The following is a 24,753-nucleotide window of genomic DNA, read 5'->3' as shown; positions in this document are numbered from 1 at the left end:
TGGCGGACAACGGAGCGACCGGGGTTCCGTTGAGGCAAGGCTTGAGCAAGGTCTGCGAGGTGACGAGATGTTCTTCGGCACCTACACGCCCAAGCTCGATGACAAGGGGCGACTGACGTTGCCCGCCAAATTCCGCGACGCGCTGGCAGGAGGGTTGATGGTCACCAAGAGCCAAGATCACAGCCTGGCTGTCCACCCGAGGGCCGAGTTCGAAGAGATGATCGCCGACATCTCGGCCCGGGCCAAGCGCGGCAACCCCCAGGCCCGCGCCTACCTGCGCAACCTGGCCGCGAGCACCGACGAGCAGTACCCGGATTCACAAGGCCGCATCACGCTGTCTGCCGAACACCGCCGCTACGCGAACCTGACCAAGGACTGCGTCGTGACGGGTTCGATCGGGTTCCTGGAAATCTGGGACGCCCAGGCATGGCAGGAATACCAGGAGCTTCACGAAGAGAACTTCTCCGCGGCCAGCGATGAAGCACTCGGCGACATCCTCTGATCTGGCCACCGGCCCGCAGGCCCGTGCAGTGCGGCCTCTGCCCGAACCGGCCCTGACGTACTTCCCCGACGTCAGGTCCGCGCTCTCGGACAGGGACCTCACTGCAGGGGCCGCCCCTATCTCACAGAGCGCAACCATGGTGGATGACCAGCCTCATGTCCCGGTCCTGCTCGACCGCTGTGTCGAGCTGCTGGCCCCCGCACTGACCCGGACGAGCGCCGACGGGGAAGGTGCGATCCTCGTCGACGCCACCTTGGGCGCCGGCGGCCATTCCGAGCGGTTCCTGACGCAGTTCCCCGCGGTGCGGGTGATCGGCCTCGACCGTGATCCCGACGCGCTGCAGATCGCAGGACGCCGGCTGGCCCGATTCGCGGATCGGGTCGCGCTGGTGCGTACCCGCTACGACGGCATCGAGCAGGCCGTCGAGCAAGCCGCGGAGCAGATCCCCGGCGCGGCAACGGGAGTCGACGCGGTGCTGTTCGATCTCGGGGTCTCCTCGATGCAGCTCGACCGCGCCGAACGAGGGTTCTCGTACTCGGCCGACGCGCCGCTGGACATGCGCATGGACGCGGGCTCCGACCTGACGGCCGCGCAGGTCCTCAACACCTACGACGAGAGGGCGCTGGCCCGGGTGCTGCGCGAATACGGCGAGGAGAAGTTCGCCGGCCGGATCGCGTCCTTCGTGGTCCGGCGCCGCGCGGTCACCCCGTTCACCACCACCGGCGAACTCGTCGAACTTCTCTATCAGGCCATCCCGGCCCCGGCCCGGCGCACCGGCGGTCACCCCGCCAAGCGCACCTTCCAGGCCCTGCGGATCGAGGTGAACGCCGAGCTGGAATCGCTGCGGTTGGCGATACCGGCTGCGCTGGAGCTGCTGCGCCCGCTCGGGCGGATCGCAGTGATGGCCTACCAGTCCCTGGAGGACCGGATCGTCAAGACCGAGTTCGCCGCCGCCACCGCCTCGCGCACGCCGCCGGGCCTGCCCGTCGAACTGCCCGGGCACGGGCCGAGATTCGTCGCGCTGACCCGGGGCGCCGAACGCGCCGATGCCGAGGAGATCGAACGTAATCCCAGAAGCGCCCCGGTCCGGTTGCGCGCGTTGGAGAAAGTGGGGGGACAGTAGCGATGAAGGCGAAGAAGCCGACGCGCAAGACCGCGGCAGCGCCCGGCGGGTCCGCCCGCCCTTCCCGGTCGGCAGGGCGATCCGCCCGCTCCGGCCGGGAGACGGTGAAGTCCAAGGACACGCGCAGGGCAGCGCGCGAGAACCGACGGGTGCCGGTCGAATCGCCGTCCCGCGGCAGCAGGCCGACCCGCGATCCGCGGCCGCAGCGGTCCGCGCCGCGCACCACGCCGGTCGCCCGCCCCAAGGACGTGCCGGCGCGCCCGAAGAGCGCCAGCCAGGCCAAGGCGCGAGCCAAGGCGCGGAAGGCGAAGGCGCCCAAGGTCGTCAAGACGCCGTTGCGCCAGCGGATCCTGATCCGGCTGGCGTCGATCGACCTGAACCCGCGCCGCCTGGTCGCGCGGGTGCCGTTCGTCGTGCTGATCATCGGAGCCCTCGGCCTCGGGCTGGGAGTGACTCTGTGGCTGTCCACCGACGCCGCCGAACGCTCCTACCAGCTGGGCGCCGCCCGCCAGGTGAATCAGGCGCTGATGCAACAGAAGGAAGCTCTCGAGCGCGACGTGTTGCAGGCCCAGGCCCCGCCGGCGCTGGCCGAGGCGGCCCGCAACCTGGGGATGATTCCGTCGCGCAACACCGCACACCTGGTGCAGGATCCGGCCGGGAACTGGATCGTCGTCGGCACGCCCAAGCCGGCCGAAGGCGTTCCGCCGCCGCCGCTGAACGCGCCGCTGCCGGAACCGGCCCCACCGGCACCGCCCGCGCCGCGCGTCGTCGAACCGCGCGAGGTGCCGGTCCGGCTGCCGATGGCGGTGACACCGCCCGCGGTTCCCGGCGCGATGCCCCCGCTGGGGCAGCCGCTGCCTCTTCCGCTTCCTCCGGTTGACCCGAACGGCGAAGTACCGCACGCCGTCTCGGGTGAGCTGCCGGTGCCCGGACCCGTGCAGCCGCTGGAGATCGGCCCGCTGATCGACCCGGCCGCCCCGCTGACACTCCCGGGACCCGAGCAGGCCGCACCCCCGGTGATCGTCCCCGAGGCGCCCGCGTGAGCCGCGCCAAGGAGCCCAACCAGGAGCGGTCGGCCAGGTCCCGGCGCACTCGGCAGGTCGCCACGCAAACCGGTTTGCGCAGTGCGTCTTTCGTCTTCCGGCACCGCACCGGCAACGCGGTGATCTTCCTGTTGCTGGTGGTCGCGGCAGCCCAGTTGTTCACGCTGCAGGTGCCGCGCGCCGAGGGCCTGCGCGCCGAGGCGGCCGGTCAGCTCAAGGTCACCGACATCGACCCGGCGCTGCGCGGCTCGATCGTCGACCGCAACGGCGACAAGCTGGCCTTCACGACCGAGGCCAGGGCGCTGACCTTCCAGCCGGTCCGGGTGCGCAAGCAGTTGGAGGAGGCGTTCGCCAAGAGCGCCGAGCTCAACACCGATGACGCACCCGACCCCGACGCCCGACTGCGCGAGATCGCCGCCGAGGTGTCCTCGCGGCTGGCGGGCACGCCGGACACCGCGACCGTGCTGAAGAAGCTGCGCAGCAACGAGACGTTCGTCTACCTGGCCCGCGCGGTCGATCCGGCGATCGCCGACGCGATCACCACCAAGTTCCCCGAGGTCGGCGCCGAACGCCAGGATCTGCGCCAGTACCCCGGCGGGGTGCTGGCCGCCAACATCATCGGCGGTATCGACTGGGACGGGCACGGTCTGCTCGGTCTGGAGGACTCGCTGGACTCGGTGCTCGCGGGCACCGACGGCTCCGTGACCTACGACCGCGGGTCCGACGGCGTGGTCATCCCGGGCAGTTACCGCAACCGCCACGACGCGGTCAACGGGTCCACGGTCACGCTCACCATCGACGACGACATCCAGTTCCACGTGCAGCAGCAGGTGCAGATGGCCAAGGACGCCTCCGGGGCCAAGAACGCCTCGGCGGTGGTGCTCGACGCCAAAACCGGCGAAGTGCTGGCGATGGCGAACGACAACACCTTCAACCCGGCCCAGGACCTGAGCCGGCAGAAGGGCAGGCAACTGGGCAACCTGGCGGTGTCCTCCCCGTTCGAGCCGGGCTCGGTGAACAAGATGATCACCGCCGCCGCGGTGATCGAGAACGGGCTGACCACGCCCGACGAGGTGCTTCAGGTGCCGGGCTCGATCAACATGGGCGGAGTCACGGTCGGCGACGCATGGGACCACGGCGTGATGCCGTACACCACGACCGGCGTGTTCGGGAAGTCCTCCAACGTCGGCACGCTGATGCTGGCCCAGCGCCTGGGCCCGGAGCGCTTCGCCGAGATGCTCAAGATGTTCGGGCTCGGGCAGCGCACCGGCGTCGGGCTGCCCGGCGAGAGTGCGGGCCTGGTGCCGCCGATCGACCAGTGGTCGGGCAGCACGTTCTCCAACCTGCCCATCGGCCAAGGCCTTTCGATGACGCTGCTGCAGATGACGGGCATCTACCAGGCCATCGCCAACGACGGGGTGCGGATTCCGCCCCGCATCATCAAGGACATCGTCGCCCCCGACGGCGCCCGCTCCGAAGAGCCGCGACCGGAGGGTGTGCGCGTGGTGTCGGCCGAGACGGCGCGCACGGTGCGCGACATGTTCCGGTCGGTGGTGCAGCGTGATCCGCGCGGCATCCAGCAGGGCACCGGCCCGCAGGCCGCCGTCGAGGGCTACCAGATCGCAGGCAAGACCGGCACGGCCCAGCAGATCAACCCGGCCTGCGGGTGCTACTACGACGACGTCTACTGGATCACCTTCGCGGGCATGGCCCCGTCCGACGATCCGCGCTATGTGATCGGCGTGATGCTCGACGCCCCGCATCGCGCCGCCGACGGCACGCCCGGTTCCTCGGCCGCACCGCTGTTCCACGACATCGCCTCCTGGCTGCTGCAGCGGGAGAACGTGCCGCTGTCGGCGGATCCGGGTGCCCCGCTGACGCTGCAAGCGGACTGACGTCCGGCACCCTCCGGCGCGAATGCGTAAGCAGCCCGGCGAGATCGGTACTGTGTCATGGCCATGAATCTGCGTCCCAGCCGTCCCGCCGGTCTCGCCCTCGGCGTACTGGCCGATCTGGTCGCGGCCGTACCCGCAGGCGGGGGCCCGACCCCCGACATCCTGATCACCGGCGTCACGCTGCGCGGTCAGGACGCGCGCCCCGGTGACCTGTTCGCCGCGCTGCCGGGTGCCCGGGCGCACGGCGGCCGGTACGCCGCCGACGCGGTGGACCGGGGAGCGGTCGCGGTGCTCACCGACGCCGCGGGGGTCGACGAGATCGCCGCCGCCGGCCTGTCGGGTGTGCCGATCATGGTGCATCCGCAGCCCAGGGCGGTGCTGGGGGAGCTCGCGTCGGCCGTCTACGGCCGGCCGTCGGAGAAACTGCGCGTCATCGGCGTCACCGGGACGTCGGGCAAGACCACCACCACCTATCTGGTCGAGGCCGGGCTGCGCTCGGCCGACCGCGTCGCCGGGCTGATCGGCACCGTCGGGGTGCGCATCGACGGCCACCAGCAGCCCGGCGGGCTGACCACCCCGGAGGCCCCCGATCTGCAGGCGCTGCTCGCGACCATGCTGGAGCGCGGCGTGGACACCGTCGTGATGGAGGTGTCCAGCCACGCGCTGGCGCTCGGGCGGGTGGACGGGGTGTCGTTCGCCGTCGGCGGGTTCACCAATCTGTCCCGCGACCACCTGGACTTCCACCCGACGATGGAGGACTACTTCGAGGCCAAGGCCCGGCTGTTCGACCCGGCGTCCCCGGTCCACGCCGCGCAGTCGGTGATCTGCGTCGACGACGAGTGGGGCCGGGCCATGGCGGCCCGCGCCGACCACCCCGTCACCGTCAGCGCGACCGGCCCCGCCGACTGGAGCGTCGAGCAGGTCCGCAACGCCGGCAACGGCGCGCAGGACTTCCTCGCGGTCGATCCCGCCGGTGTGCACCACGGCCTCGAGATCGGCCTGCCCGGCAGTTACAACGTGGCCAACTGCCTGCTCGCGGTCGCGCTGCTGGACGCGGTCGGCGTCTCGCCCGACCAAGCGGCGCCGGGCTTGCGGGACGCGACGGTGCCCGGCCGGCTGGAGGCGGTGAACCGGGGCCAGCCGTTCCTGGCGCTGGTCGACTACGCCCACAAGCCGGGCGCGCTGCAGGCGGTGCTGAAGACGCTGCGCGAGCAGAGCGCCGGCCGTGTGGCGGTGGTGTTCGGTGCGGGCGGCAACCGTGACCAGGGCAAGCGGGAACCCATGGGCCGGGTGGCCGCCGAGCTGGCCGACCTGGTGGTGGTGACCGACGACAACCCCCGCGACGAAGATCCGGCCCTGATCCGGGCGGCGATCCTGGCCGGCGCGACCGGTGCGCGCGCCGAGGTGGTCGAGATCGGTGACCGCCGCGCGGCGATCGAGCACGCGGTGGCGTGGGCCCGGGCCGGCGACGTGGTGCTGATCGCGGGCAAGGGTCACGAGGCCGGACAGACCAGCCACGGGCAGACCCGGCCGTTCGACGACCGTGACGAACTGGCCGCAGCGCTGGAGGTGCAACGGTGATCGAGCTCTCGCTGGCACGGATCGCCGAGATCGTCGGCGGCCGGCTGGCTGACGTGTCCGCCGAGGACGCGGCCACGACCATGGTCACCGGCTCCGTCGAGTTCGACTCGCGCGCGGTGACCCCCGGCGGCCTCTTCCTGGCGCTGCCCGGCGCACGCGCGGACGGCCACGACTTCGCGGCCACCGCGGTCGCTGCCGGTGCGGTGGCGGTGCTGTCGGCGCGCCCGGTCGGAGTGCCCGCCATCGTCGTCGACCCGGTGGGCCCGGATCCGGCGGCGGTCGGCACCTCCAGCGTTCTCGAACACGACAGCGACGGCTCGGGTGCCGCGGTGCTGGCCGCACTGGCCCGGTTGGCCGCCGCGGTCGCCGCCGAGCTCGTCGCGGACGGGCTGACGATCGTCGGCATCACCGGTTCGTCGGGCAAGACCTCGACCAAGGACCTGATCGCCGCGCTGCTGGCGCCGCTGGGCGAGGTCGTCGCCCCGCCCGGCAGCTTCAACAACGAGCTCGGCCACCCGTGGACCGTGCTGCGGGCCGGACGTTCGACCGACTTCCTGGTGCTGGAGATGTCGGCGCGCCACCCCGGCAACATCGCCGCGCTGGCCCGCATCGCCCCACCGTCGATCGCGGTGGTGCTCAACGTCGGCACCGCCCACCTCGGTGAGTTCGGCTCCCGCGAAGCCATCGCTGCGACCAAATCCGAACTCCCGCAGGCGGTCCCGGAATCCGGCGTGGTGATCCTCAACGCCGACGACCCCGCCGTGGCCGCGATGGCCGACAAGACCTCGGCGCGGGTGGTCCGGGTGGGCCGCGGCGCCGAGGCACTCGACGTGCGCGCCGACGGCGTGACGCTCGACGCGCTGGCCCGGCCGTCGTTCACGTTGCACGCCGGCTCCGGCGAGGTCCCGGTGACGCTCGCGGTGCACGGTGACCACCAGGTGTCCAACGCGCTGTGTGCGGCCGCGGTCGCGCTGGAGTGCGGCGCGACGCTGGAACAGGTGGCCGCCGCGCTGGCCGGGGCCGGTCCGGCGTCGCGGCACCGCATGCAGGTCAGCACGCGCGCCGACGGGGTGACGATCATCAACGACGCCTACAACGCCAACCCGGACTCGATGCGCGCCGGGCTGAAGGCGCTGGCGTGGATGAGTCGGCAGGGCGAGCGGGCGCGCAGCTGGGCGGTGCTGGGGGAGATGGCCGAGCTCGGCGACGACGCGATTACCGAACACGACCACATCGGCCGGCTGGCGGTGCGATTAGATGTCTCTCGACTCATCGTCGTCGGATCTGGGAGGCCTATGAGCGCCATGCTGCACGGCGCGGTCATGGAGGGGTCGTGGGGCTCCGAGGCGACCCCGGTCGCCGACGCCGACGCCGCACTCGAGATCCTGCGTGCCGAGCTGCGGCCCGGGGACGTGGTGCTGGTGAAGGCGTCCAACTCGACGGGCCTCGGCGCGCTGGCCGATGCGCTGGCCGAGGCGGGAGCGGACGACACCGCCGGCGACGGTGACCGATGAGGCAGATCCTGATCGCGGTCGCGATCGCGCTCACGGTGTCGATCCTGCTGACGCCGGTGCTGATCAGGCTGTTCACCCGGCAGGGGTTCGGCCACGAGATCCGCGAGGACGGGCCGCCCAGCCACCACAAGAAGCGCGGCACCCCGTCGATGGGCGGGGTCGCGATCGTCGCAGGCATCTGGGCCAGCTACTTCGGCACGCACCTGGTCGGCGTGCTCATCGACGGCAAGGGCCCGTCGGCGTCGGGCCTGCTGGTGCTCGGGCTGGCCACCGCGCTCGGCGCGGTCGGCTTCCTCGACGACCTGATCAAGATCCGCCGCGCCCGCAACCTCGGGCTGAACAAGACCGCCAAGACCGTCGGCATTCTGATCGCCGCGGTGCTGTTCGGCGTGCTGGCCCTGCAGTTCCGCAACGCCGACGGCCTGACCCCGGGCAGCGCCGAGCTGTCCTACGTCCGCGAGATCGCCACCGTGACGCTCGCGCCCGCGGTGTTCGTGCTGTTCTGCGTCGTGGTGGTCAGCGCCTGGTCGAACGCGGTGAACTTCACCGACGGCCTCGACGGGTTGGCCGCCGGTGCGATGGCGATGGTCTGCGCGGCCTACGTGCTGATCACGTTCTGGCAGTTCCGCAACGCGTGCGCCACCAGTCCGGGGGTCGGGTGCTACAACGTGCGCGACCCGCTGGACCTGGCGATCATCGCCGCGGCCACCGCCGGTGCGTGTATCGGCTTCCTGTGGTGGAATGCGGCGCCGGCCAAGATCTTCATGGGTGACACGGGGTCGCTGGCCCTGGGCGGCATCATCGCGGGCCTGTCGGTCACCAGCCGCACCGAGATGCTGGCCGTTGTGCTGGGCGCGCTGTTCGTCGCCGAGGTCACCTCGGTGGTGGTGCAGATCCTGGCGTTCCGCACCACCGGCCGCCGGGTGTTCCGGATGGCGCCGTTCCATCACCACTTCGAGCTGGTGGGCTGGGCCGAGACCACCGTGATCATCCGGTTCTGGTTGCTCACCGCCATCGCCTGCGGTCTGGGTGTGGCCCTGTTCTACAGCGAGTGGCTGACCACCGTCGGTGCCTGACATGCAGCCGATCTCGCCTGGAGCGGCCGTGCTCGTCGTCGGTGCCGGCATCACCGGACGTGCGGTGCTGGCCGCGCTGGCCCCTCTCGGAGTCCGCGCGACACTCACCGACGACAGCCCGAACGCGCTGACCGCGTCCGCGCAGCGGGGCGCCGAGGTCGTCGACCCGGCGAACGCGGCCGGCCGGATCGCCGACTTCGACCTCGTGGTCGTCAGCCCCGGTATCCCGCCCACCGCGCCGATCCCTGTCGCCGCGGCCGCCGCAGGCGTCCCGGTGTGGGGGGACGTGGAGCTGGCCTGGCGGCTGGACCGCTCCGGCCGGTTCGGCCCGCCCCGGCAGTGGCTGGTGGTGACGGGCACCAACGGCAAGACCACGACCACGTCGATGCTCCACGCGATGCTGGTCGCGGCGGGCAGGCGCGCGGTGCTGTGCGGCAACATCGGTGACCCGGTGCTGTCGCAACTGGACGAGCCGGCCGAGGTGTTCGCAGTCGAGCTGTCCAGCTTCCAGCTGCACTGGGCGCCGTCGCTGCACCCGGAGGCCGGCGCGGTGCTCAACGTCGCCGAGGACCACCTGGACTGGCACGGTTCGATGGCGGCCTACGCCGGGGACAAGGCCCGTGCGCTGACCGGCCGGGTGGCCGTGGGCGGGGTCGACGACGCGATCGCCGCCGAACTGCTGGCGGCGGCCCCGGCCGCGGTGAAGGTGGCGTTCCGGCTGGGGGAGCCGGGCCCGGGCGAGATCGGGGTCCGCGACGGCCTGCTGGTCGACAACGCGTTCGGCGACGGCGTGGTGCTGGCCGCCGCCGACACGATCGCGGTGGCCGGCCCGGTCGGGGTGCTCGACGCGCTCGCCGCCGCGGCGCTGGCCCGGGCGGTCGACGTGCCGGCGGCCGCGATCGCCGGCGCCCTGGCGGCCTTTCAGGTGGGCAGGCACCGCGCGGAGGTCGTCGCGGTCGCCGAGGGCATCACCTATGTCGACGACTCCAAGGCCACCAATCCGCACGCCGCGCAGGCGTCGATCACCGCGTTCCCCCGGGTGGTGTGGGTGGCCGGCGGCATGCTCAAGGGCGCGTCGGTCGACGAGCTCGTCGTGGCGACCGCCGATCGGCTGGCCGGCGTCGTGCTGATGGGCCGGGACCGCGCGGTGGTCGGTGAGGCGTTATCGCGACACGCGCCGGATGTCCCCGTCGTGGAGGTTGTGACAGGGGAGGATTCTGTGATGCTTGAGAAAGATGAGTCAGGTGTTACTCGTGTGACTCGAGTGAAACCGGTGGGCGGGCAGGCGCCGGCCGATGCGCTGATGGGTGCCGTGGTCGCCGCGGCACGCGACCTGGCCCGGCCCGGGGACACGGTGCTGCTCGCACCGGCGGGGGCGTCGTTCGACCAGTTCACCGGCTACGGCCACCGCGGCGACGCATTCGCCGCCGCGGTCCGCGCCGCGCTCAGGTAGCGGGCGGACCGCACGTGAGCAGTATTCTGCACCGGCTTCGCAACCGTCGCGCGAACCCGGCCGTCGACGCCGACGCGGTGACCGGCGGGAACTCCACCCCCGCGCTGCACCTCCCGCGCACCCGGGTCGGCGCCTGGCTGGGCCGGCCGATGACGTCGTTCCACCTGATCGTCGCGGTCACCGCACTGCTGATCACCATGGGCCTGACCATGGTGCTGTCGGCGTCGGGGGTGTATTCCTACGACCAGGACGGCTCGCCGTGGGCGGTGTTCGCCAAGCAGGTCCTCTGGACGGTCGTCGGTCTGTTCGCGTTCTACGTGGCGCTGCGCACGCCCATCGCGGTGATGCGACGCTTCGCCTTCGCCGGTTTCGCGTTCACCGTCGTGCTGCTGGTCCTGGTGCTGATCCCCGGGATCGGCCAGGTGGCCAACGGTTCTCGTGGCTGGTTCGTGGTGGCCGGGCTCTCGATGCAGCCCTCGGAGCTGGCCAAGATCGCGCTGGCGATCTGGGGTGCGCACCTGCTGGCCGCGCGCCGGATGGAACACGCGAGCCTGCGCGAGATGCTGGTGCCGCTGGTGCCGGCCGCGGTGGTCGCGCTGGCGTTGATCGTCGCGCAGCCCGACCTCGGGCAGACGCTGTCGATGGGTGTGATCCTGCTGGGTCTGCTCTGGTATGCGGGCCTGCCACTGCGGGTGTTCCTGACCTCGCTGGGCGCGGTGATGGTCTCCGGCCTGGTACTCGCGCTCGCCGAGGGCTACCGCTCGGCTCGTGTGCAGTCCTGGCTGAACCCCGGCGCCGACGCCCAGGGCGCGGGATATCAGGCCCGGCAGGCGCGGTTCGCGCTGGCCAACGGCGGGGTGTTCGGTGACGGCCTGGGCCAGGGCGCTGCGAAGTGGAACTACCTGCCCAACGCCCACAACGACTTCATCTTCGCCATCATCGGCGAGGAACTCGGGTTCGTCGGCGCGGTGGGCCTGCTGTTGCTGTTCGGCCTGTTCGCCTACACCGGCATGCGTATCGCGCGCCGCTCGGCCGACCCGTTCCTCAAGCTGCTCACCGCCACCGCCACGCTGTGGATCCTGTCGCAGGTGTTCATCAACGTCGGCTACGTGGTCGGTCTGCTCCCGGTGACGGGTCTGCAGCTGCCGCTGATCTCGGCGGGCGGCACGTCGACGGCCACCACCCTGTTGATGATCGGGATCATGGCCAACGCCGCCCGGCACGAACCGGAGGCGGTCGCGGCGCTGCGCGCCGGCCGCGACGACCGGGTCAACCGGCTGCTGCGGCTGCCGCTGCCCGCGCCGTACGTGCCGACCCGTACCGAGGCGCTGCGTGACCGGCTGCGCAGACGGCCCAAGACCGAGGCCCCCGCGAGACCTGCCAAGCCGGCCCGATCCGGCAGGACCGCCAAGGCCGGCAGGGCCGCCAAATCGGGCAAGGCCGCGGAGCGGGCCGAGCGCCGGTCCGCGCGGGCGGCCGGCGGGCACCCGGTGCGGTCGGGCAGGTCCTCCGGCGGCTACGGTGATACCCGGCGAAATCAGGGCCGTCGGGCCCATGCATTGGAAGGTCAGCGTTACGGGTGACAGGGATCTCGGTCCCGGCGGGGCCGGAGCGGAGCGACCGGGGAATCTCTGTGGTTCTTGCCGGTGGTGGCACGGCGGGCCACGTCGAACCCGCGATGGCGGTCGCCGACGCGCTGACCGCGCTGCATCCCGGCGTGCGGATCACCGCGCTGGGCACCGCGCGCGGTCTGGAGACCCGGCTGGTGCCGCAACGCGGATACCACCTCGAGCTGATCACCCCGGTGCCGCTGCCCCGCAAGCCGTCGGCTGACCTGTTCCGGTTGCCGCTGCGGGTGCGGCGCGCGGTGCGCGAGACACGTGCGGTGCTCGACGGCGTCGACGCCGATGTGGTGATCGGCTTCGGCGGGTACGTCGCGCTGCCCGCGTATCTGGCGGCGCGCAGCACCCGTCCCGGCCGGCGGATCCCGGTGGTGGTGCACGAGGCCAACGCCAGCGCCGGCTGGGCCAACAAGGTCGGCGCCCGTTCGGCACAGCGCGTGCTCGCTGCCGTCCCCGATCCGGGCCTGCCGCACGTCGAGGTGGTGGGGGTGCCGGTGCGGGAGGCCATCACCGTGCTGGACCGGATGGCGCTACGCGCCGAGGCCAGGGCCCACTTCGGATTCGCGCCCGACGCCAGGGTGCTGCTGGTCTTCGGCGGGTCCCAGGGCGCGCAGTCGCTCAACCGGGCGGTCTCGGGCGCCGCGGAAGAGCTTGCCCGGCAAGGTGTCTCGGTACTGCACGCGCACGGGCCGAAGAACACCCTGGAGCTGCGCACGCCGGAGCCCGGAGATCCGCCGTACGTCGCGGTGCCGTACCTGGACCGGATGGACCTGGCCTATGCGGCAGCCGATCTCGCGGTCTGCCGGTCCGGGGCGATGACCGTCGCCGAGGTCACCGCCGTCGGGCTGCCCGCGATCTATGTCCCGCTTCCCATCGGCAACGGCGAGCAACGGCTCAACGCGCTGCCGGTGGTCGAGGCCGGTGGCGGCATCGTCGTCGACGACCGTTCGCTGACACCGGAATTGGTGGCCGGCACGGTGCCCGGGCTGCTCAACGACGCGGACACGCTCAACGCGATGACCGCGGCCGCCGCGCTGGCCGGACACCGCGACGCGGCGCGACGGGTGGCCGAGGTGGCCCTGGAGGTCGCCCGCCACACCGGCGACCGGCGGGTGCGGCGATGACCACGCACCGGCACCCGGGTGAGCTGCCTCCGGAGCTGCAGCGGGTGCACATGGTCGGCATCGGCGGCGCAGGGATGTCGGGCATCGCCCGCATCCTGCTCGACCGCGGCGGGCTGGTGTCGGGATCGGACGCCAAGGACTCGCGCGGGGTGATCGCGCTGCGGGCCAGGGGCGCGCAGATCCGCATCGGGCACGATCCGTCGGCGCTGGACATGCTGCCCGGCGGGCCGACCGTGGTGGTCACCACCCACGCGGCGATCCCGAAGACCAACCCCGAGCTGGTGGAGGCGCACCGGCGCGGCATCCCGGTGATCCTGCGGCCCGAGGTGCTGGCCAAGCTGATGGCCGGGCACACCACGCTGATGGTCACCGGCACGCACGGCAAGACCACCACCACCTCGATGCTGATCGTCGCGCTGCAGCACTGCGGGTTCGACCCGTCGTTCGCGGTCGGCGGTGATCTCGGCGAGGCCGGCACCAACGCCCACCACGGCAGCGGCTCCTGTTTCGTGGCCGAGGCCGACGAGAGTGACGGGTCGCTGCTCGAATACCGGCCGGACATCGTGGTCGTGACCAACATCGAGGCCGACCATCTCGACTTCTTCGGCAGTGTGCAGGCCTACACCCAGGTGTTCGACGACTTCGCGGCCCGCATCAAACCCGGTGGGGCGCTGGTGGTCTGCGCCGACGATCCGGGCGCCCGCGCGCTGGCCGACCGGGTGTCGGCCACCGGGGTGCGGGTACTGCGTTACGGCAGCGCAGGGGACCTCGACGCGACGCTGGTGGAGTGGACCCAGCAGGGGACCGGCGCGGTCGCCGAGATCCGGTTGGCCGACGAGGGCCGGGTGCACACGATGCGGCTGTCGGTCCCGGGTCGGCACATGGCGCTCAACGCGCTCGGTGCGCTGCTGGCAGCCAGGGAGGCGGGCGCGGACCTGGACACCGTGCTCGACGGGCTGGCCGGATTCGAAGGTGTGCGAAGGCGTTTCGAGCTGGTGGGCACCGCCAGCGGGGTGCGGGTCTTCGATGACTACGCCCACCACCCGACCGAGGTCCGGGCCACGCTGACCGCGTTGCGCACCGTCGCCGAACAGGCGGGCGCGGGGCGCGCCATCGTGGTGTTCCAGCCCCATCTGTATTCGCGCACCGAGGCTTTCGCGTCGGAGTTCGGCGCGGCGCTGAGCACCGCCGACGCGGTCGTGGTGCTCGACGTGTACGCGGCCAGGGAACAGCCGCTGGCCGGGATCAGCGGGGCCACCGTCGCGGACGCGGTGTCGGCCCCGGTCACCTACATCCCGGACTTCTCCGCGGTGGCCGCAAGGGTGGCCGAGATCGTCCGGCCCGGCGACGTGGTGGTCACGATGGGCGCCGGTGACGTGACCCTGTTGGGGCGGGAGATCCTGGCCGAGGTGGACGCCAGGGCATGACCGAGCCGACCGAGGACGGCCCCGCGACTCCACCGACCGACGCTGCGGCCGAGACCGAGGACGCCGCAGAGGATTTCGAGGGCCCACGGCGCCAGGCCCGGCGCGAGCGCGAGGAGCGCCGCGCCGCGCAGGCCAGGGCGACCGCGATCGAGCAGGCCCGCAGGGAGGCCAAGCGACGGGCGATGGGCACCCCGGCGCCGGAGACCCGGACACTCGGGCGGGGCACGGTCCGCGGGCTCAAGGTGCTGATGTGGACCGTGCTGGCCGCGGTCCTGGTGGTCGGGCTGGGTCTGCTGCTGTACTTCACGCCGATCATGTCGGTGCGCAACGTCGTGGTCGTCGGAGTGGGGGCGGTGACCCAGGACGAGGTGGTGGCCGCGGCCGGCGTCACGTCGGGCACCCCGCTGCTTCAGGTCGACACCGACACCGTCGCCGAACGGGTCGCCGGTATCCGCCGGATCGCGTCGGCCCGCGTGCAGCGGCAGTACCCGTCGACGCTGCGGATCACCATCGTCGAACGGGTCCCGGTGGTGCTCAGGGACTATCCCGACGGCGTGCACCTGTTCGACCGGGACGGGGTCGATTTCGCCGTCGCGCCGCCGCCGCCGGGCATCCCGTACCTGGACGCCGAGAACCCCGGGCCCAACGATCCGGCGACGATGGCCGCGCTGCAGGTGATGACCTCGCTGCGGCCCGACGTGGCCGCCCAGGTCGGGCGGGTGTCGGCGCCGTCGGTGGCGGCGATCACGCTGACGCTGGTCGACGGCCGCACCGTGGTGTGGGGGACCACCGACCGCACCGAGGAGAAGGCGCTCAAGCTGGCTGCGCTGCTGACCCAGCCCGGGCAGGTCTACGACGTCTCCAGCCCGGATCTGCCGACGGTCAAGTAGTGACGCGGCCGGAATCGCGGAATTTTGTCGTGTCGTTTCGGCGCGCCTGCCCGGCGTGCGTGGTGACCACCCCTAACGTTCTGGTTGCGCGGAACAACTTGACATAACTCTAAGCCTCTGGTTGAGGTTGAGGGTTTGCTCCAGCGGTTATCCGCTACAGGACCTACAAACCAGGCAGGAAGGGCGTTCGATGACCCCCCCGCATAATTACCTCGCTGTGATCAAGGTGGTCGGCATCGGTGGCGGCGGCGTCAACGCCGTCAACCGGATGATCGAACAGGGTCTCAAGGGCGTCGAGTTCATTGCGATCAACACCGACGCGCAAGCGCTGTTGATGAGTGATGCCGACGTCAAGCTCGACGTCGGCCGCGATTCCACCCGCGGTCTCGGCGCGGGTGCGGACCCGGAAGTGGGCCGCAAGGCCGCCGAGGACGCCAAGGACGACATCGAGGAGCTGCTGCGCGGCGCCGACATGGTGTTCGTGACCGCCGGTGAGGGTGGCGGCACCGGCACCGGCGGCGCGCCGGTGGTCGCGTCGATCGCCCGCAAGCTGGGCGCGCTGACCGTCGGTGTGGTGACGCGTCCGTTCTCGTTCGAGGGCAAGCGGCGCAGCAACCAGGCCGCCGACGGCATCGCGTCGCTGCGCGAGAGCTGCGACACGCTGATCGTCATCCCCAACGACCGGCTGCTGCAGATGGGTGACGCCGCGGTGTCGCTGATGGACGCGTTCCGCAGCGCCGACGAGGTGCTGCTCAACGGCGTGCAGGGCATCACGGACCTGATCACCACGCCGGGCCTGATCAACGTGGACTTCGCCGACGTCAAGGGCGTCATGAGCTCCGCGGGCACCGCGCTGATGGGCATCGGCTCGGCGCGCGGCGACGGCCGGGCGCTCAAGGCCGCCGAGATCGCGATCAACTCCCCGCTGCTGGAGGCGTCGATGGAGGGCGCCCTGGGCGTGCTGCTGTCGGTGGCCGGCGGCAGCGACCTGGGCCTGTTCGAGATCAACGAGGCCGCGTCGCTGGTGCAGGAAGCGGCCCACCCCGAGGCCAACATCATCTTCGGCACCGTCATCGACGACTCGCTCGGCGACGAGGTGCGCGTCACGGTCATCGCCGCGGGCTTCGACGCCGCGGGACCCGGACGCAAGCCGGTCACCGGTGAGACGGCCGCCGCCGCGGCGGCGGCGAACCAGCCGATCGCGCCGGGCAAGGCCGGCCGGGTGAACTCGTCGATCTTCGACCCGGCCGATCCGGCGAGTGTGCCTGCCGGGCACACCAACGGCGCGACGGTGCGGATCGGCGGCGGTGACGACGGTGGCATCTCCGACGACGACGTCGACGTGCCGCCGTTCATGCGCCACTGAGCGGCCGGAGGTTTCCGCCCGTGACATTCCGGGTCAGACGCGTGACCACCACCCGCGCGGGTGGTGTCTCCAAGCCGCCGTTCGCGACCTTCAACCTCGGCGACCACGTCGGTGACGCCCCGGCGGCGGTGGCGGCCAACCGGCGCCGGCTCGCCACGACGCTCGGTCTCGGCGACGGCATCGTGTGGATGAACCAGGTGCACAGCGCCGACGTCGCCGTGGTCGACCGCGGCGGTGAGACGGTCGACGCCACCGACGGCCTGGTGACCACCACCCCGGGATTGGGTCTGGCGGTGGTGACCGCGGACTGCGTGCCGGTGCTGATGGCAGACGCCCGCGCCGGGGTCGTGGCCGCGGTGCACGCAGGCCGGGTGGGCGCCGCCGCGGGCATCGTCGCGCGGGCGCTGCGGACCATGACGGACCTCGGAGCCACCGTCGGCGACGTGTCGGTGCTGCTCGGTCCCGCCGTCAGCGGCCGCAACTACGAGGTGCCCGAGCAGATGGCCGCCGAGGTGGAGCGTGCGCTGCCGGGTAGCCGCACCACGACGCAGCGCGGCACGGCGGGGCTGGATCTGCGGGCCGGCATCGTGGCGCAGCTGCGCGCGCTCGGCGTACGGTCGATCGACGTGGACCCCCGGTGCACGGTCGAGGACACCAAGCTGTTCAGTCACCGTCGCGACGCGCCGACCGGGCGGATGGCCTCGGTGATCTGGCTGGAGCCTGCGCCGTGACGCGCGAGGACGACCTCGGCCGCGCGCTGCGGGCGCTGCAGGACCGGGTCGCGCGGGCCGCCGAGGCCGCGGGCCGCGACAGCGACGAGATCGAACTGCTGCCGGTGACCAAGTTCTTCCCGGCCACCGACGTGGTCGCGCTGCACCGGCTGGGGTGCTCGGCGTTCGGGGAGTCCCGCGACCAGGAGGCGACCGCCAAGATCGAGGAGGTCGGCGAACTCGTCGGGGGAGCGCCGCTGCGTTGGCACATGGTGGGGCGGATCCAGCGCAACAAGGCGCGGTCGGTGGCCCAGTGGGCGTACGCGGCGCACTCGGTGGACAGCCCCAAGGTGATCGCGGCGCTGGACCGGGCCGCCGCCGAGGCGCTGGACGAGGACCGGCGGCCCGCGCCGCTGCGGGTGTACCTGCAGGTGAGTCTGGACGGAGACGAGACCAGGGGTGGGGTCGACGTCGCCGCGTCGGGCCGGGTCGACGACCTGTGCGGCGCGATCGATGCCGCACCCGGTCTGGAGTTCGTCGGACTGATGGCGATCCCGCCGCTGAACTCCGATGCCAGCGAAGCGTTCGCCCGGCTGGAGCAGGAGATTGACCGGGTGCAACGCGGTTATCAGCAACGTCTCGGGCTGTCCGCCGGCATGTCCGGCGATCTCGAAACGGCGATCCGACACGGATCTACTTGTGTGCGTGTCGGTACCGCGCTCCTGGGATCGCGACCGCTAACGTCACCGGAAGTAGTCACACCAGTCACATCGTCATCACAGACACCAAACTTGCCGAACTTTCCTGAGTCTTCTCCGCACGAAGGGTCCTCACAATGAGCACACTGCACAAAGTCAAGGCCTACTTCGGTATGGCGCCGCTGGACGACTACGAGGACGACTACTACGAGGACGACGACCGCGCCGCCGGACGCGGCTACCGGCGTCCCCGCGAGGACCGCTTCGAGGACGAGAGCTACGTGCGTGGCTATGACGGACCGGCCGACGAGCGGCGTCGTGAGTACGACGAGCCGGCTCCCTACCGGGGCGGCTTCGACGACGCCCGCTTCGAGCCGCGGTTGCGCGGCCCGCGCGAATTCGACCGCACCCCACCGCGTCTCGGTGCGATGCGGGGTTCGACGCGCGGCGCACTGGCAATGGACCCGCGGGGGATGGCCGAGCTGTTCGAGGCGGGCAGCCCGATGGCGAAGATCACCACGCTGCGCCCCAAGGACTACAGCGAGGCCCGCACCATCGGCGAGCGCTTCCGCGACGGCACCCCGGTGATCATGGACCTGGTCTCGATGGACAACGCCGACGCCAAGCGCCTGGTCGACTTCGCGGCCGGATTGGCATTCGCGCTGCGCGGCTCGTTCGACAAGGTGGCCACCAAGGTCTTCCTGCTCTCCCCGGCCGACGTCGACGTGACCGCCGAGCAGCGCAGGCGCATCGCCGAGGCGGGCTTCTACGCCTACCAGTAACCCTCCCGGTCACCCCGGGTAGGCTGGCGGCGTCGCGCGGGCGTTGTCGCCCGAAGCGACTCGGGCTGCGTCCGCAGCCTGTAGTCAAAGTCACACATCTGCCTGAGTGAGGTCGGCTTAGTTGGCGCTCTTCTTCGAGATCCTGGGTTTCGCGCTGTTCGTTTTCTGGCTCCTGCTGATCGCCCGGGTCGTGGTCGAGTTCATCCGCTCGTTCAGCCGGGACTGGCATCCGCGCGGGGCCACGGTGGTGATCCTGGAGATCATCATGTCGCTGACCGACCCGCCGGTGAAGCTGCTGCGACGGCTGATTCCGCAGCTCACGATCGGTGCGGTGCGCTTCGACCTGTCGATCATGGTGCTGCTCCTGCTCGCGTTCATCGGCATGCAGCTCGCGTTCGGGGCGGCGGTCTGACCGCATGCCGGCGGCGGGGTGAAACCTCGGCACCGGGCGCTGGGCGCAACCAGCGGAATGTCGGGTTTGGATATTAATTATCGACCTCGCCTGCAACCGCCGGGTCTGGTGTGACAGGATGGACGCCAGTTACGTTGCAAGCAAGGCTTTACACTTCGAATTCAGTTGACGGTCCAGACTTCAAGGGGGCAGACAATGCCGCTCACTCCTGCCGACGTGCACAACGTGGCATTCAGCAAGCCACCCATTGGTAAGCGCGGCTACAACGAGGACGAGGTCGACGCGTTCCTCGACCTCGTCGAGAACGAGCTGTCCCGCCTCATCGAGGAGAACAGTGACCTGCGTCAGCGGGTAGCCGAGCTGGACCAGGAACTGGGTCAGGCCCGTGCCGGCGAAGGCGCTTCCCAGCCGACCCAGACGCTGCCAGTCTACGAGCCGGAGCCCGAACCCGCACCGGCTCCGACGCCCGAGCCGGCCTACGAGGCCCCGCCCGCGCAGGCCGCGGCGCCGGTTCCCGAGGACCAGCATCTGCGGGCGGCCAAGGTGCTCAGCCTGGCCCAGGACACCGCGGACCGCCTGACCAACAGCGCCAAGGCCGAGTCGGAGAAGATGCTCGCCGACGCCCGCGCCCAGGCCGACGCGATGGTCACCGAGGCCCGCCAGACCGCCGAGACCACGGTGACGGAGGCGCGTCAGCGCGCCGACGCGATGCTCGCCGATGCGCAGAGCCGGTCGGAGACCCAGCTGCGCCAGGCCCAGGAGAAGGCCGACGCCCTGCAGGCCGACGCCGAGCGCAAGCATTCCGAGATCATGGGCACCATCAACCAGCAGCGCACGGTGCTCGAAGCGCGGCTCGAACAGCTGCGCACCTTCGAGCGCGAGTACCGCACCCGCCTCAAGACCTACCTGGAGTCTCAGCTCGAAGAGCTCGGCTCGCGTGGCTCGGCGGCCCCCGTGGACACCGGTGCCGGCAACGACGGTGGCCTGAACCAGTTCAACCGGGGCAACAACTAGTCACGTGCGGCTGCGAACCGGGTCCGACCGATGCTGATCGCCGCGCTCGTCCTGGCCGTCATCGGCCTGGCGGCGTTGGTGATGGCGGTGGTCACCAGCAACGAACTCATCGCGTGGGTCTGCATCGCGGCCAGCGCCATCGGCGTGATCCTGTTGATCGTCGACGCGCTGCGGGAGCGGTCGAACCGGAATTCGGACGACGAATCCGACTCGGCGGCAACTGATTCCGATGATCCCGAATCGGCCGGGTCCGAATACGAGCACTATCCGGACGAGGCGCCGATCGCCGAGGACTACGACGGGACTCTCGACGAGCCGCCTGCCGGGTCGGCCGCCGAGGACCCCGCCGCGGTGGACGTCGAACCCGAGACCCGCAGCGACGGCGAGACGCCGAAGAACTGACCGCGCTCAGCGGTGGGCCGACTCCTGCCCGTCGGCCGGGGTGGCGAGCAGGTCGCGCACCTCGTCGTCACTGACCTGGTGGAAGTCGGCGAACACCTGGCCGACCGCGCGGAAATCGGGCGGCATCGTCGAACACACCACCTCGTCGGCCTCGGTGCGCAGCCGCCGGCAGACCGATGCCGGCCCGACCGGTACCCCGACGATCACCCGCCGCGCCCCCGACCGCCGCGCGGCGCGGACGGCCGCGGTCATGCTGGCCCCGGTGGCGAGGCCGTCGTCGACCAGGATCACCGTACGGGCCTGCAGCATCAGCGGATCACGATCGCCGCGGTAGGCCTGTTCGCGGCGGTGCAGTTCGGTGGTCTCGCGGTCCACCGCCTCGCGCACCGCGCTGTCGGCGATGCCGAGGTCGCGCACCAGGTCGTCGTTGAGCACCATCCCGCCACTGGTCAGCGCGCCCATCGCGAGTTCGGGCCACTGCGGTACCCCGAGCTTGCGCACCAGGCACACGTCCAGCGGTGCGTGCAGCTCGCGGGCGACCTCCCAGGCCACCGGCACCCCGCCGCGGGCCAGGCCGAGCACCAGCAGGTCCGGTTCGCCGCGATGCCGGGCGAGGTCGCGCGCCAGGACCTGTCCCGCGTCGCGGCGGTCCCGGAAGGTGCGGTTCCTGTCGGCCATCTTTTCGTCCCGTGGCGGAATACCCTCGTGCCGTCGGCGGCAATCCGCGGCCGCGGCGGCGCCGAATGGTTACCGACATCCCTCACCGGCACCCGGGAGCACTATGGGCATCGAGTACGACTGCGTGGTCGGCCACCCCCGCGACGAGGTCTGGCGGTGGCACGCCCGTCCCGGCGCGATGCGCAGGCTGGTCCCGCCCTGGCAGCCGATGTCGGTGGTGTCCGAGGCGTCGTCCCTGGCCGACGGGGTGGCGGTGCTCGGCCTGCCGGGCGGATTGCGCTGGGTGGCCCGCCATGACCCGTCGGCGTACGTGGAGGGGACCCGATTCGCCGACGAGCTCGCGTCGCAGGGGCCCGCTTCGTGGCCGCCTCGGGTGATCGGTCGCTGGCGGCACACCCATTCGTTCACTGATGTAGGCAGCGGCACTCGGGTGCACGACCGCGTCGATGCCCGGGTGCCCGCCGCGGCCTTGCGGGCCACGTTCGTCTACCGGCAGCGCCAGCTCACCGACGATCTCGCCGCCCACCGCAGGGCCGAGGTGGCCGGCGCCGCGCCGCTGACGGTGGCGATCACCGGGGCCTCGGGCCTGGTCGGCTCGGCGCTGTCGGCGTTCCTGAGCACCGGCGGTCACCGGGTGATCCGGCTGGTCCGCGGCCACGCGACGGGTGAGGACGAACGCCGCTGGGATCCGCTCGATCCGGCACCCGGGCTGCTCACCGGCGTCGACGCCGTCGTGCACCTGGCCGGAGCCTCGATCGCGGGACGCTTCACCGAGGCGCACCGCGCGGCGATCCGGAACAGCCGCATCGAACCGACCCGGTTGTTGGCGCGGGCCGCGGTGTCGGCGCCGGACGGGCCCCGGACGTTCGTCAGCGCCTCGGCGATCGGCTTCTACGGCGCGGACCGCGGGGACACCCAGCTCACCGAGGACAGCGGGCGTGGTGACGGCTTCCTGGCCGACGTGGTCGCCGACTGGGAGGCGGCCACCGACCCCGCCGCCGAGGCAGGGCTGCGGGTGGTCAAGGTCCGCACCGGCATCGTGCAGGCCGCCGCGGGAGGCACGCTGGCACTGTTACGCCCGTTGTTCACGGCCGGCCTGGGTGGGCGGCTGGGCAGCGGCAGGCAGTGGTTGTCCTGGATCGGTCTGGACGATCTGGTGGAGGCGTATCACCGCGTGCTCTACGACGAGAGCTTCAGCGGGCCGGTGAACGCGGTCGGGCCGGAGCCGGTCCGCAACGCCGAGTACACCCGGGAGCTGGCCCGGGTACTGCATCGGCCCGCAATGGTGCCGGTTCCGGCGCTGGGCCCGCGGCTCCTCCTGGGCGCCGAGGGGGCCCGCGAGCTGGCCCACGCGAGCCAGCGGGTGGTGCCGTCAAAGCTACTGGCCGCCGGGCACCCGTTCCGTCACCTCGATGTCGGCGACGCGCTGGCCCATCAACTCGGACGCGAGTGACCGGCCACGTGGGTCAGGAAGCCGCGCACCAGCGCCTGGATCCTTGGCCTGGTTTCCTCAGCCAGATCTGTTGTGCGGGTGAGTAACTGGTCGTGATCCAGACCGGCGGCAATGACGTCGCCGTCGCGGTCGGCAGCCAGCCAGGTCTTGACCAGGTCGGCGTCGACCTCGGGATGGAACTGCAGTGCGAGCGCGCGGCCCAGCACGAACCCCTGTGACGCGTTCGGCGTGCGCGCGATCTCGGTCGCGCCGGGCGGCAGCGTCCAGCGGTCGAAGTGCCACTGGAACCACGGCCCGCCGGGGACGATCTCGGGCCGGTCGCTGAGCACGTCGTACCAGCCGATCTCCGGCCGCGGGGAGCGCGCCACCGACCCGCCGAACGTCTGCGCCAGTAGTTGTCCACCGAAACACACTCCCAGCAAGGCGATTCCGGCGTCGGCCGCGTCCCGGAGCAACTGCATCTCGGTGCCCACCCAGGTGCGGCGCAGCGCCTCGTCGTACACCGGCCAGCTCGCGCCGAGCGGGACGATCACGTCGTAACCGGCCGGGTCGGGGAAGGTCACGTCGCCCGCGGGGTCGTCGGCGCGTTCGGCCGGCACCACCTCGAACGTGTCGACGTCGAATCCCTCCGCGGCGAACGCGTCGCCCAGCAACGCCTCGGTCGCCATGTGCTCGTTGATCAGAAACAGAACCTTGGATGCCACGCGGCCATTATTGACTCTCCCCCGAGGGGAGACCTCACCGTGGGGCCATGGCAACGGACACACACTCACAATCGGCGATCGCGTGGGCAGACCTGCCCGCGGCGGTCACCACCTATCTCACGGCACACCGCGACGGCGAGGTGGCCGCGGCGCTGGCCGCGTTCGCCGACGACGCCTCCGTCACCGACGAGGGCCACACCCACACCGGCCGCGCCGCCGTCGCCGACTGGCTGGCCAACGCGGGCGGCGACTACACCTACACCACCGAGTTCCGCCGGGCCGAGAAGACCGGCGCCGCGGAGTACGACGTGCTCCAGCACCTGGAAGGTGACTTCCCCGGTGGCGTGGCAGATTTGCACTACCGCTTCACCATGGCGGGTGAGCGGGTTCGCCGGCTGGTGATCGAGCCGTGAAGACGTGGTTCATCACCGGCGGCACGCCGGGCGGATTCGGCATGGCGATCGCCGAGGCCGCCTTGGAGATCGGGGACCGGGTGGCGGTGACGGTACGCCGGCCGGCCGAACTGGCCGGCTGGGCGCGCGAGCACGGCGACCGCGTGCTGGTGGCCACCGCCGACGTCACCGACGGCGACCGGGTGCGCGCCGCCGTGCGCGCCGCCGAGGACCACTTCGGCGGCATCGACGTGCTGGTCAACAACGCCGGCCGCGGCTGGTTCGGCTCCGTCGAGGGGATGGGCGAGGCCCAGGTGCGGGCGATGTTCGAGCTGAACTTCTTCAGCGTGCTGACGGTTCTGCGGGCCGTACTGCCCGGGATGCGGGCCAGGGGCGACGGGTGGGTCGTGAACATGTCGTCGGTGGCGGGACTGCGCGGCACCAGCGGCTTCGGTTATTACAGCGCAACCAAATTCGCACTCGAGGGGCTCACCGAGGTGCTACGCGACGAGCTGGCGCCGACCGGTATCCGGGTGCTGGCCGTAGAGCCCGGGGCGTTCCGCACCCGGGCCTACTCCGGGTTCGCCGACGAGCCCGAACGCGAGTCGATCCCCGAGTACCGGTCGATGCTGCGTGAGGTCCGTGAGGCGATGGTCGCGGCCGACGGCAAGCAGCCCGGTGATCCTCGCCGGGGTGCCCGCGCCGTGCTCACCGCGATGGCGCAGGACCCGCCGCCGCAGCGCCTGGTCCTCGGCAACGGTGGGTTCGATGCGGTGGCCGACACGCTGACCAGCGCGCTGGTGGAGTTGGGACGTAACGAAAAACTCTCCCGGGGCGCAGATTTCCCTGCCGGGGAATAGCCGCCGGTGCAAAGACGCTTTACGCGACGTGC

At 71.6% G+C, this 24,753-nt stretch carries 24 protein-coding genes; 22 read left to right on the top strand and 2 right to left on the bottom strand.

Going from position 1 to position 24,753, the window contains the following annotated elements:
• The first annotated feature begins 67 nt into the window (after positions 1-67).
• The 19 genes from C6A87_RS16895 to C6A87_RS16805 all read left to right on the top strand — a co-directional run bounded on the left by C6A87_RS16895 (position 68) and on the right by C6A87_RS16805 (position 20,634).
• On the top strand, positions 68-502 hold the full coding sequence (locus C6A87_RS16895) for a division/cell wall cluster transcriptional repressor MraZ (protein WP_003933051.1): 435 nt from the start codon (positions 68-70) through the stop codon (positions 500-502).
• Positions 477-1,625 (top strand): 16S rRNA (cytosine(1402)-N(4))-methyltransferase RsmH, encoded by a 1,149-nt coding sequence (rsmH, locus tag C6A87_RS16890; protein ID WP_311113344.1) that lies wholly within the window; start codon positions 477-479, stop codon positions 1,623-1,625. The genes C6A87_RS16895 and rsmH overlap by 26 nt, the downstream gene beginning before the upstream one ends.
• A gap of 2 nt (positions 1,626-1,627) precedes the next feature.
• Positions 1,628-2,668 carry a hypothetical protein gene (locus tag C6A87_RS16885; protein ID WP_311113343.1) on the top strand — a complete coding sequence of 347 codons (1,041 nt, stop codon included), beginning with the start codon at positions 1,628-1,630 and terminating at the stop codon, positions 2,666-2,668.
• Positions 2,665-4,563, top strand: coding sequence for a penicillin-binding protein 2 (locus C6A87_RS16880; protein ID WP_311113342.1), 1,899 nt, complete (start codon positions 2,665-2,667; stop codon positions 4,561-4,563). The genes C6A87_RS16885 and C6A87_RS16880 overlap by 4 nt, the downstream gene beginning before the upstream one ends.
• Before the next feature lie 63 nt (positions 4,564-4,626).
• Positions 4,627-6,144, top strand: coding sequence for a UDP-N-acetylmuramoyl-L-alanyl-D-glutamate--2,6-diaminopimelate ligase (locus C6A87_RS16875; RefSeq protein ID WP_311113341.1), 1,518 nt, complete (start codon positions 4,627-4,629; stop codon positions 6,142-6,144).
• Complete coding sequence (gene murF / locus C6A87_RS16870; RefSeq protein WP_311113340.1) at positions 6,141-7,658, top strand: UDP-N-acetylmuramoyl-tripeptide--D-alanyl-D-alanine ligase; 1,518 nt, start codon at positions 6,141-6,143, stop codon at positions 7,656-7,658. Before C6A87_RS16875 ends, murF begins: the two co-directional genes overlap by 4 nt.
• The gene (gene mraY, locus C6A87_RS16865; protein ID WP_311113339.1) at positions 7,655-8,734 is read left to right on the top strand and encodes a phospho-N-acetylmuramoyl-pentapeptide-transferase; all 1,080 of its coding nucleotides are present in this window, start codon (positions 7,655-7,657) and stop codon (positions 8,732-8,734) included. Before murF ends, mraY begins: the two co-directional genes overlap by 4 nt.
• Position 8,735: 1 nt before the next feature.
• Positions 8,736-10,187, top strand: a complete 1,452-nt coding sequence (murD, locus tag C6A87_RS16860; RefSeq protein WP_311113338.1) for a UDP-N-acetylmuramoyl-L-alanine--D-glutamate ligase — start codon at positions 8,736-8,738, stop codon at positions 10,185-10,187.
• A gap of 77 nt (positions 10,188-10,264) precedes the next feature.
• Positions 10,265-11,770 (top strand): putative lipid II flippase FtsW, encoded by a 1,506-nt coding sequence (gene ftsW, locus C6A87_RS16855; protein ID WP_396837104.1) that lies wholly within the window; start codon positions 10,265-10,267, stop codon positions 11,768-11,770.
• Positions 11,767-12,933: an undecaprenyldiphospho-muramoylpentapeptide beta-N-acetylglucosaminyltransferase gene (murG, locus tag C6A87_RS16850; RefSeq protein WP_311113336.1), complete on the top strand. Its 1,167-nt coding sequence runs from the start codon at positions 11,767-11,769 to the stop codon at positions 12,931-12,933. The genes ftsW and murG overlap by 4 nt, the downstream gene beginning before the upstream one ends.
• Positions 12,930-14,360: a UDP-N-acetylmuramate--L-alanine ligase gene (murC, locus tag C6A87_RS16845; RefSeq protein ID WP_311113335.1), complete on the top strand. Its 1,431-nt coding sequence runs from the start codon at positions 12,930-12,932 to the stop codon at positions 14,358-14,360. Before murG ends, murC begins: the two co-directional genes overlap by 4 nt.
• Positions 14,357-15,250: an FtsQ-type POTRA domain-containing protein gene (locus tag C6A87_RS16840; protein ID WP_311113334.1), complete on the top strand. Its 894-nt coding sequence runs from the start codon at positions 14,357-14,359 to the stop codon at positions 15,248-15,250. Before murC ends, C6A87_RS16840 begins: the two co-directional genes overlap by 4 nt.
• A 190-nt stretch (positions 15,251-15,440) precedes the next feature.
• Positions 15,441-16,616: a cell division protein FtsZ gene (gene ftsZ, locus C6A87_RS16835; RefSeq protein ID WP_311113333.1), complete on the top strand. Its 1,176-nt coding sequence runs from the start codon at positions 15,441-15,443 to the stop codon at positions 16,614-16,616.
• Positions 16,617-16,636: 20 nt separating this feature from the next.
• Positions 16,637-17,347 carry a peptidoglycan editing factor PgeF gene (gene pgeF / locus C6A87_RS16830; protein ID WP_311113332.1) on the top strand — a complete coding sequence of 237 codons (711 nt, stop codon included), beginning with the start codon at positions 16,637-16,639 and terminating at the stop codon, positions 17,345-17,347.
• The gene (locus C6A87_RS16825; protein ID WP_311113331.1) at positions 17,344-18,165 is read left to right on the top strand and encodes a YggS family pyridoxal phosphate-dependent enzyme; all 822 of its coding nucleotides are present in this window, start codon (positions 17,344-17,346) and stop codon (positions 18,163-18,165) included. Before pgeF ends, C6A87_RS16825 begins: the two co-directional genes overlap by 4 nt.
• Positions 18,162-18,806: a cell division protein SepF gene (locus tag C6A87_RS16820; RefSeq protein ID WP_311113330.1), complete on the top strand. Its 645-nt coding sequence runs from the start codon at positions 18,162-18,164 to the stop codon at positions 18,804-18,806. Before C6A87_RS16825 ends, C6A87_RS16820 begins: the two co-directional genes overlap by 4 nt.
• A gap of 121 nt (positions 18,807-18,927) precedes the next feature.
• On the top strand, positions 18,928-19,218 hold the full coding sequence (locus C6A87_RS16815; RefSeq protein ID WP_003933035.1) for a YggT family protein: 291 nt from the start codon (positions 18,928-18,930) through the stop codon (positions 19,216-19,218).
• A gap of 195 nt (positions 19,219-19,413) precedes the next feature.
• Positions 19,414-20,232 (top strand): DivIVA domain-containing protein, encoded by an 819-nt coding sequence (locus tag C6A87_RS16810; protein WP_311113329.1) that lies wholly within the window; start codon positions 19,414-19,416, stop codon positions 20,230-20,232.
• 30 nt (positions 20,233-20,262) lie between these two features.
• A complete protein-coding gene (locus tag C6A87_RS16805; protein ID WP_311113328.1) occupies positions 20,263-20,634 on the top strand; it encodes a hypothetical protein in 372 nt (123 codons plus the stop codon).
• A gap of 6 nt (positions 20,635-20,640) precedes the next feature.
• Here C6A87_RS16805 and C6A87_RS16800 read toward each other — a convergent pair whose 3' ends face one another.
• A complete protein-coding gene (locus C6A87_RS16800; RefSeq protein WP_311113327.1) occupies positions 20,641-21,312 on the bottom strand; it encodes a phosphoribosyltransferase in 672 nt (223 codons plus the stop codon).
• A 103-nt stretch (positions 21,313-21,415) separates the two neighbouring features.
• Here C6A87_RS16800 and C6A87_RS16795 point away from each other — a divergent pair, with 103 nt between their 5' ends.
• Positions 21,416-22,765, top strand: a complete 1,350-nt coding sequence (locus tag C6A87_RS16795; protein ID WP_311113326.1) for a TIGR01777 family oxidoreductase — start codon at positions 21,416-21,418, stop codon at positions 22,763-22,765.
• Here the strand turns inward: C6A87_RS16795 and C6A87_RS16790 are convergent.
• Positions 22,747-23,469 carry a glutamine amidotransferase-related protein gene (locus tag C6A87_RS16790; RefSeq protein WP_311113325.1) on the bottom strand — a complete coding sequence of 241 codons (723 nt, stop codon included), beginning with the start codon at positions 23,467-23,469 and terminating at the stop codon, positions 22,747-22,749. The two genes, C6A87_RS16795 and C6A87_RS16790, sit on opposite strands and share 19 nt — an antisense overlap.
• Before the next feature lie 47 nt (positions 23,470-23,516).
• Between C6A87_RS16790 and C6A87_RS16785 the strand changes: the two genes are divergently transcribed.
• Together C6A87_RS16785 and C6A87_RS16780 are read left to right on the top strand one after the other, a co-directional pair.
• Positions 23,517-23,882 carry a nuclear transport factor 2 family protein gene (locus C6A87_RS16785; protein ID WP_311113324.1) on the top strand — a complete coding sequence of 122 codons (366 nt, stop codon included), beginning with the start codon at positions 23,517-23,519 and terminating at the stop codon, positions 23,880-23,882.
• Positions 23,879-24,721: an SDR family NAD(P)-dependent oxidoreductase gene (locus C6A87_RS16780; RefSeq protein WP_311113323.1), complete on the top strand. Its 843-nt coding sequence runs from the start codon at positions 23,879-23,881 to the stop codon at positions 24,719-24,721. The genes C6A87_RS16785 and C6A87_RS16780 overlap by 4 nt, the downstream gene beginning before the upstream one ends.
• Positions 24,722-24,753 lie beyond the last annotated feature (32 nt).

The sequence above is a fragment of the Mycobacterium sp. ITM-2016-00317 genome (assembly GCF_002968295.1).
GTDB lineage: Bacteria > Actinomycetota > Actinomycetes > Mycobacteriales > Mycobacteriaceae > Mycobacterium.
Note: the sequence above shows the minus strand (reverse complement) of the source record. Positions and strands in the feature narration are given on the sequence as shown.

What these genes read in the sequence shown, in the direction of transcription:
- C6A87_RS16820 (WP_311113330.1), top strand. Translation starts at nt 18,162, where the DNA reads ATGAGCACACTGCACAAAGTCAAGGCCTACTTCGGTATGGCGCCGCTG.
- C6A87_RS16840 (WP_311113334.1), top strand. Translation starts at nt 14,357, where the DNA reads ATGACCGAGCCGACCGAGGACGGCCCCGCGACTCCACCGACCGACGCT.
- ftsZ (WP_311113333.1), top strand. Translation starts at nt 15,441, where the DNA reads ATGACCCCCCCGCATAATTACCTCGCTGTGATCAAGGTGGTCGGCATC.
- C6A87_RS16800 (WP_311113327.1), bottom strand. Translation starts at nt 21,312, where the DNA reads ATGGCCGACAGGAACCGCACCTTCCGGGACCGCCGCGACGCGGGACAG.
- C6A87_RS16875 (WP_311113341.1), top strand. Translation starts at nt 4,627, where the DNA reads ATGAATCTGCGTCCCAGCCGTCCCGCCGGTCTCGCCCTCGGCGTACTG.
- C6A87_RS16785 (WP_311113324.1), top strand. Translation starts at nt 23,517, where the DNA reads ATGGCAACGGACACACACTCACAATCGGCGATCGCGTGGGCAGACCTG.
- C6A87_RS16810 (WP_311113329.1), top strand. Translation starts at nt 19,414, where the DNA reads ATGCCGCTCACTCCTGCCGACGTGCACAACGTGGCATTCAGCAAGCCA.
- C6A87_RS16885 (WP_311113343.1), top strand. Translation starts at nt 1,628, where the DNA reads ATGAAGGCGAAGAAGCCGACGCGCAAGACCGCGGCAGCGCCCGGCGGG.
- C6A87_RS16795 (WP_311113326.1), top strand. Translation starts at nt 21,416, where the DNA reads ATGGGCATCGAGTACGACTGCGTGGTCGGCCACCCCCGCGACGAGGTC.
- mraY (WP_311113339.1), top strand. Translation starts at nt 7,655, where the DNA reads ATGAGGCAGATCCTGATCGCGGTCGCGATCGCGCTCACGGTGTCGATC.
- C6A87_RS16895 (WP_003933051.1), top strand. Translation starts at nt 68, where the DNA reads ATGTTCTTCGGCACCTACACGCCCAAGCTCGATGACAAGGGGCGACTG.
- C6A87_RS16805 (WP_311113328.1), top strand. Translation starts at nt 20,263, where the DNA reads ATGCTGATCGCCGCGCTCGTCCTGGCCGTCATCGGCCTGGCGGCGTTG.
- murC (WP_311113335.1), top strand. Translation starts at nt 12,930, where the DNA reads ATGACCACGCACCGGCACCCGGGTGAGCTGCCTCCGGAGCTGCAGCGG.
- murD (WP_311113338.1), top strand. Translation starts at nt 8,736, where the DNA reads ATGCAGCCGATCTCGCCTGGAGCGGCCGTGCTCGTCGTCGGTGCCGGC.
- rsmH (WP_311113344.1), top strand. Translation starts at nt 477, where the DNA reads ATGAAGCACTCGGCGACATCCTCTGATCTGGCCACCGGCCCGCAGGCC.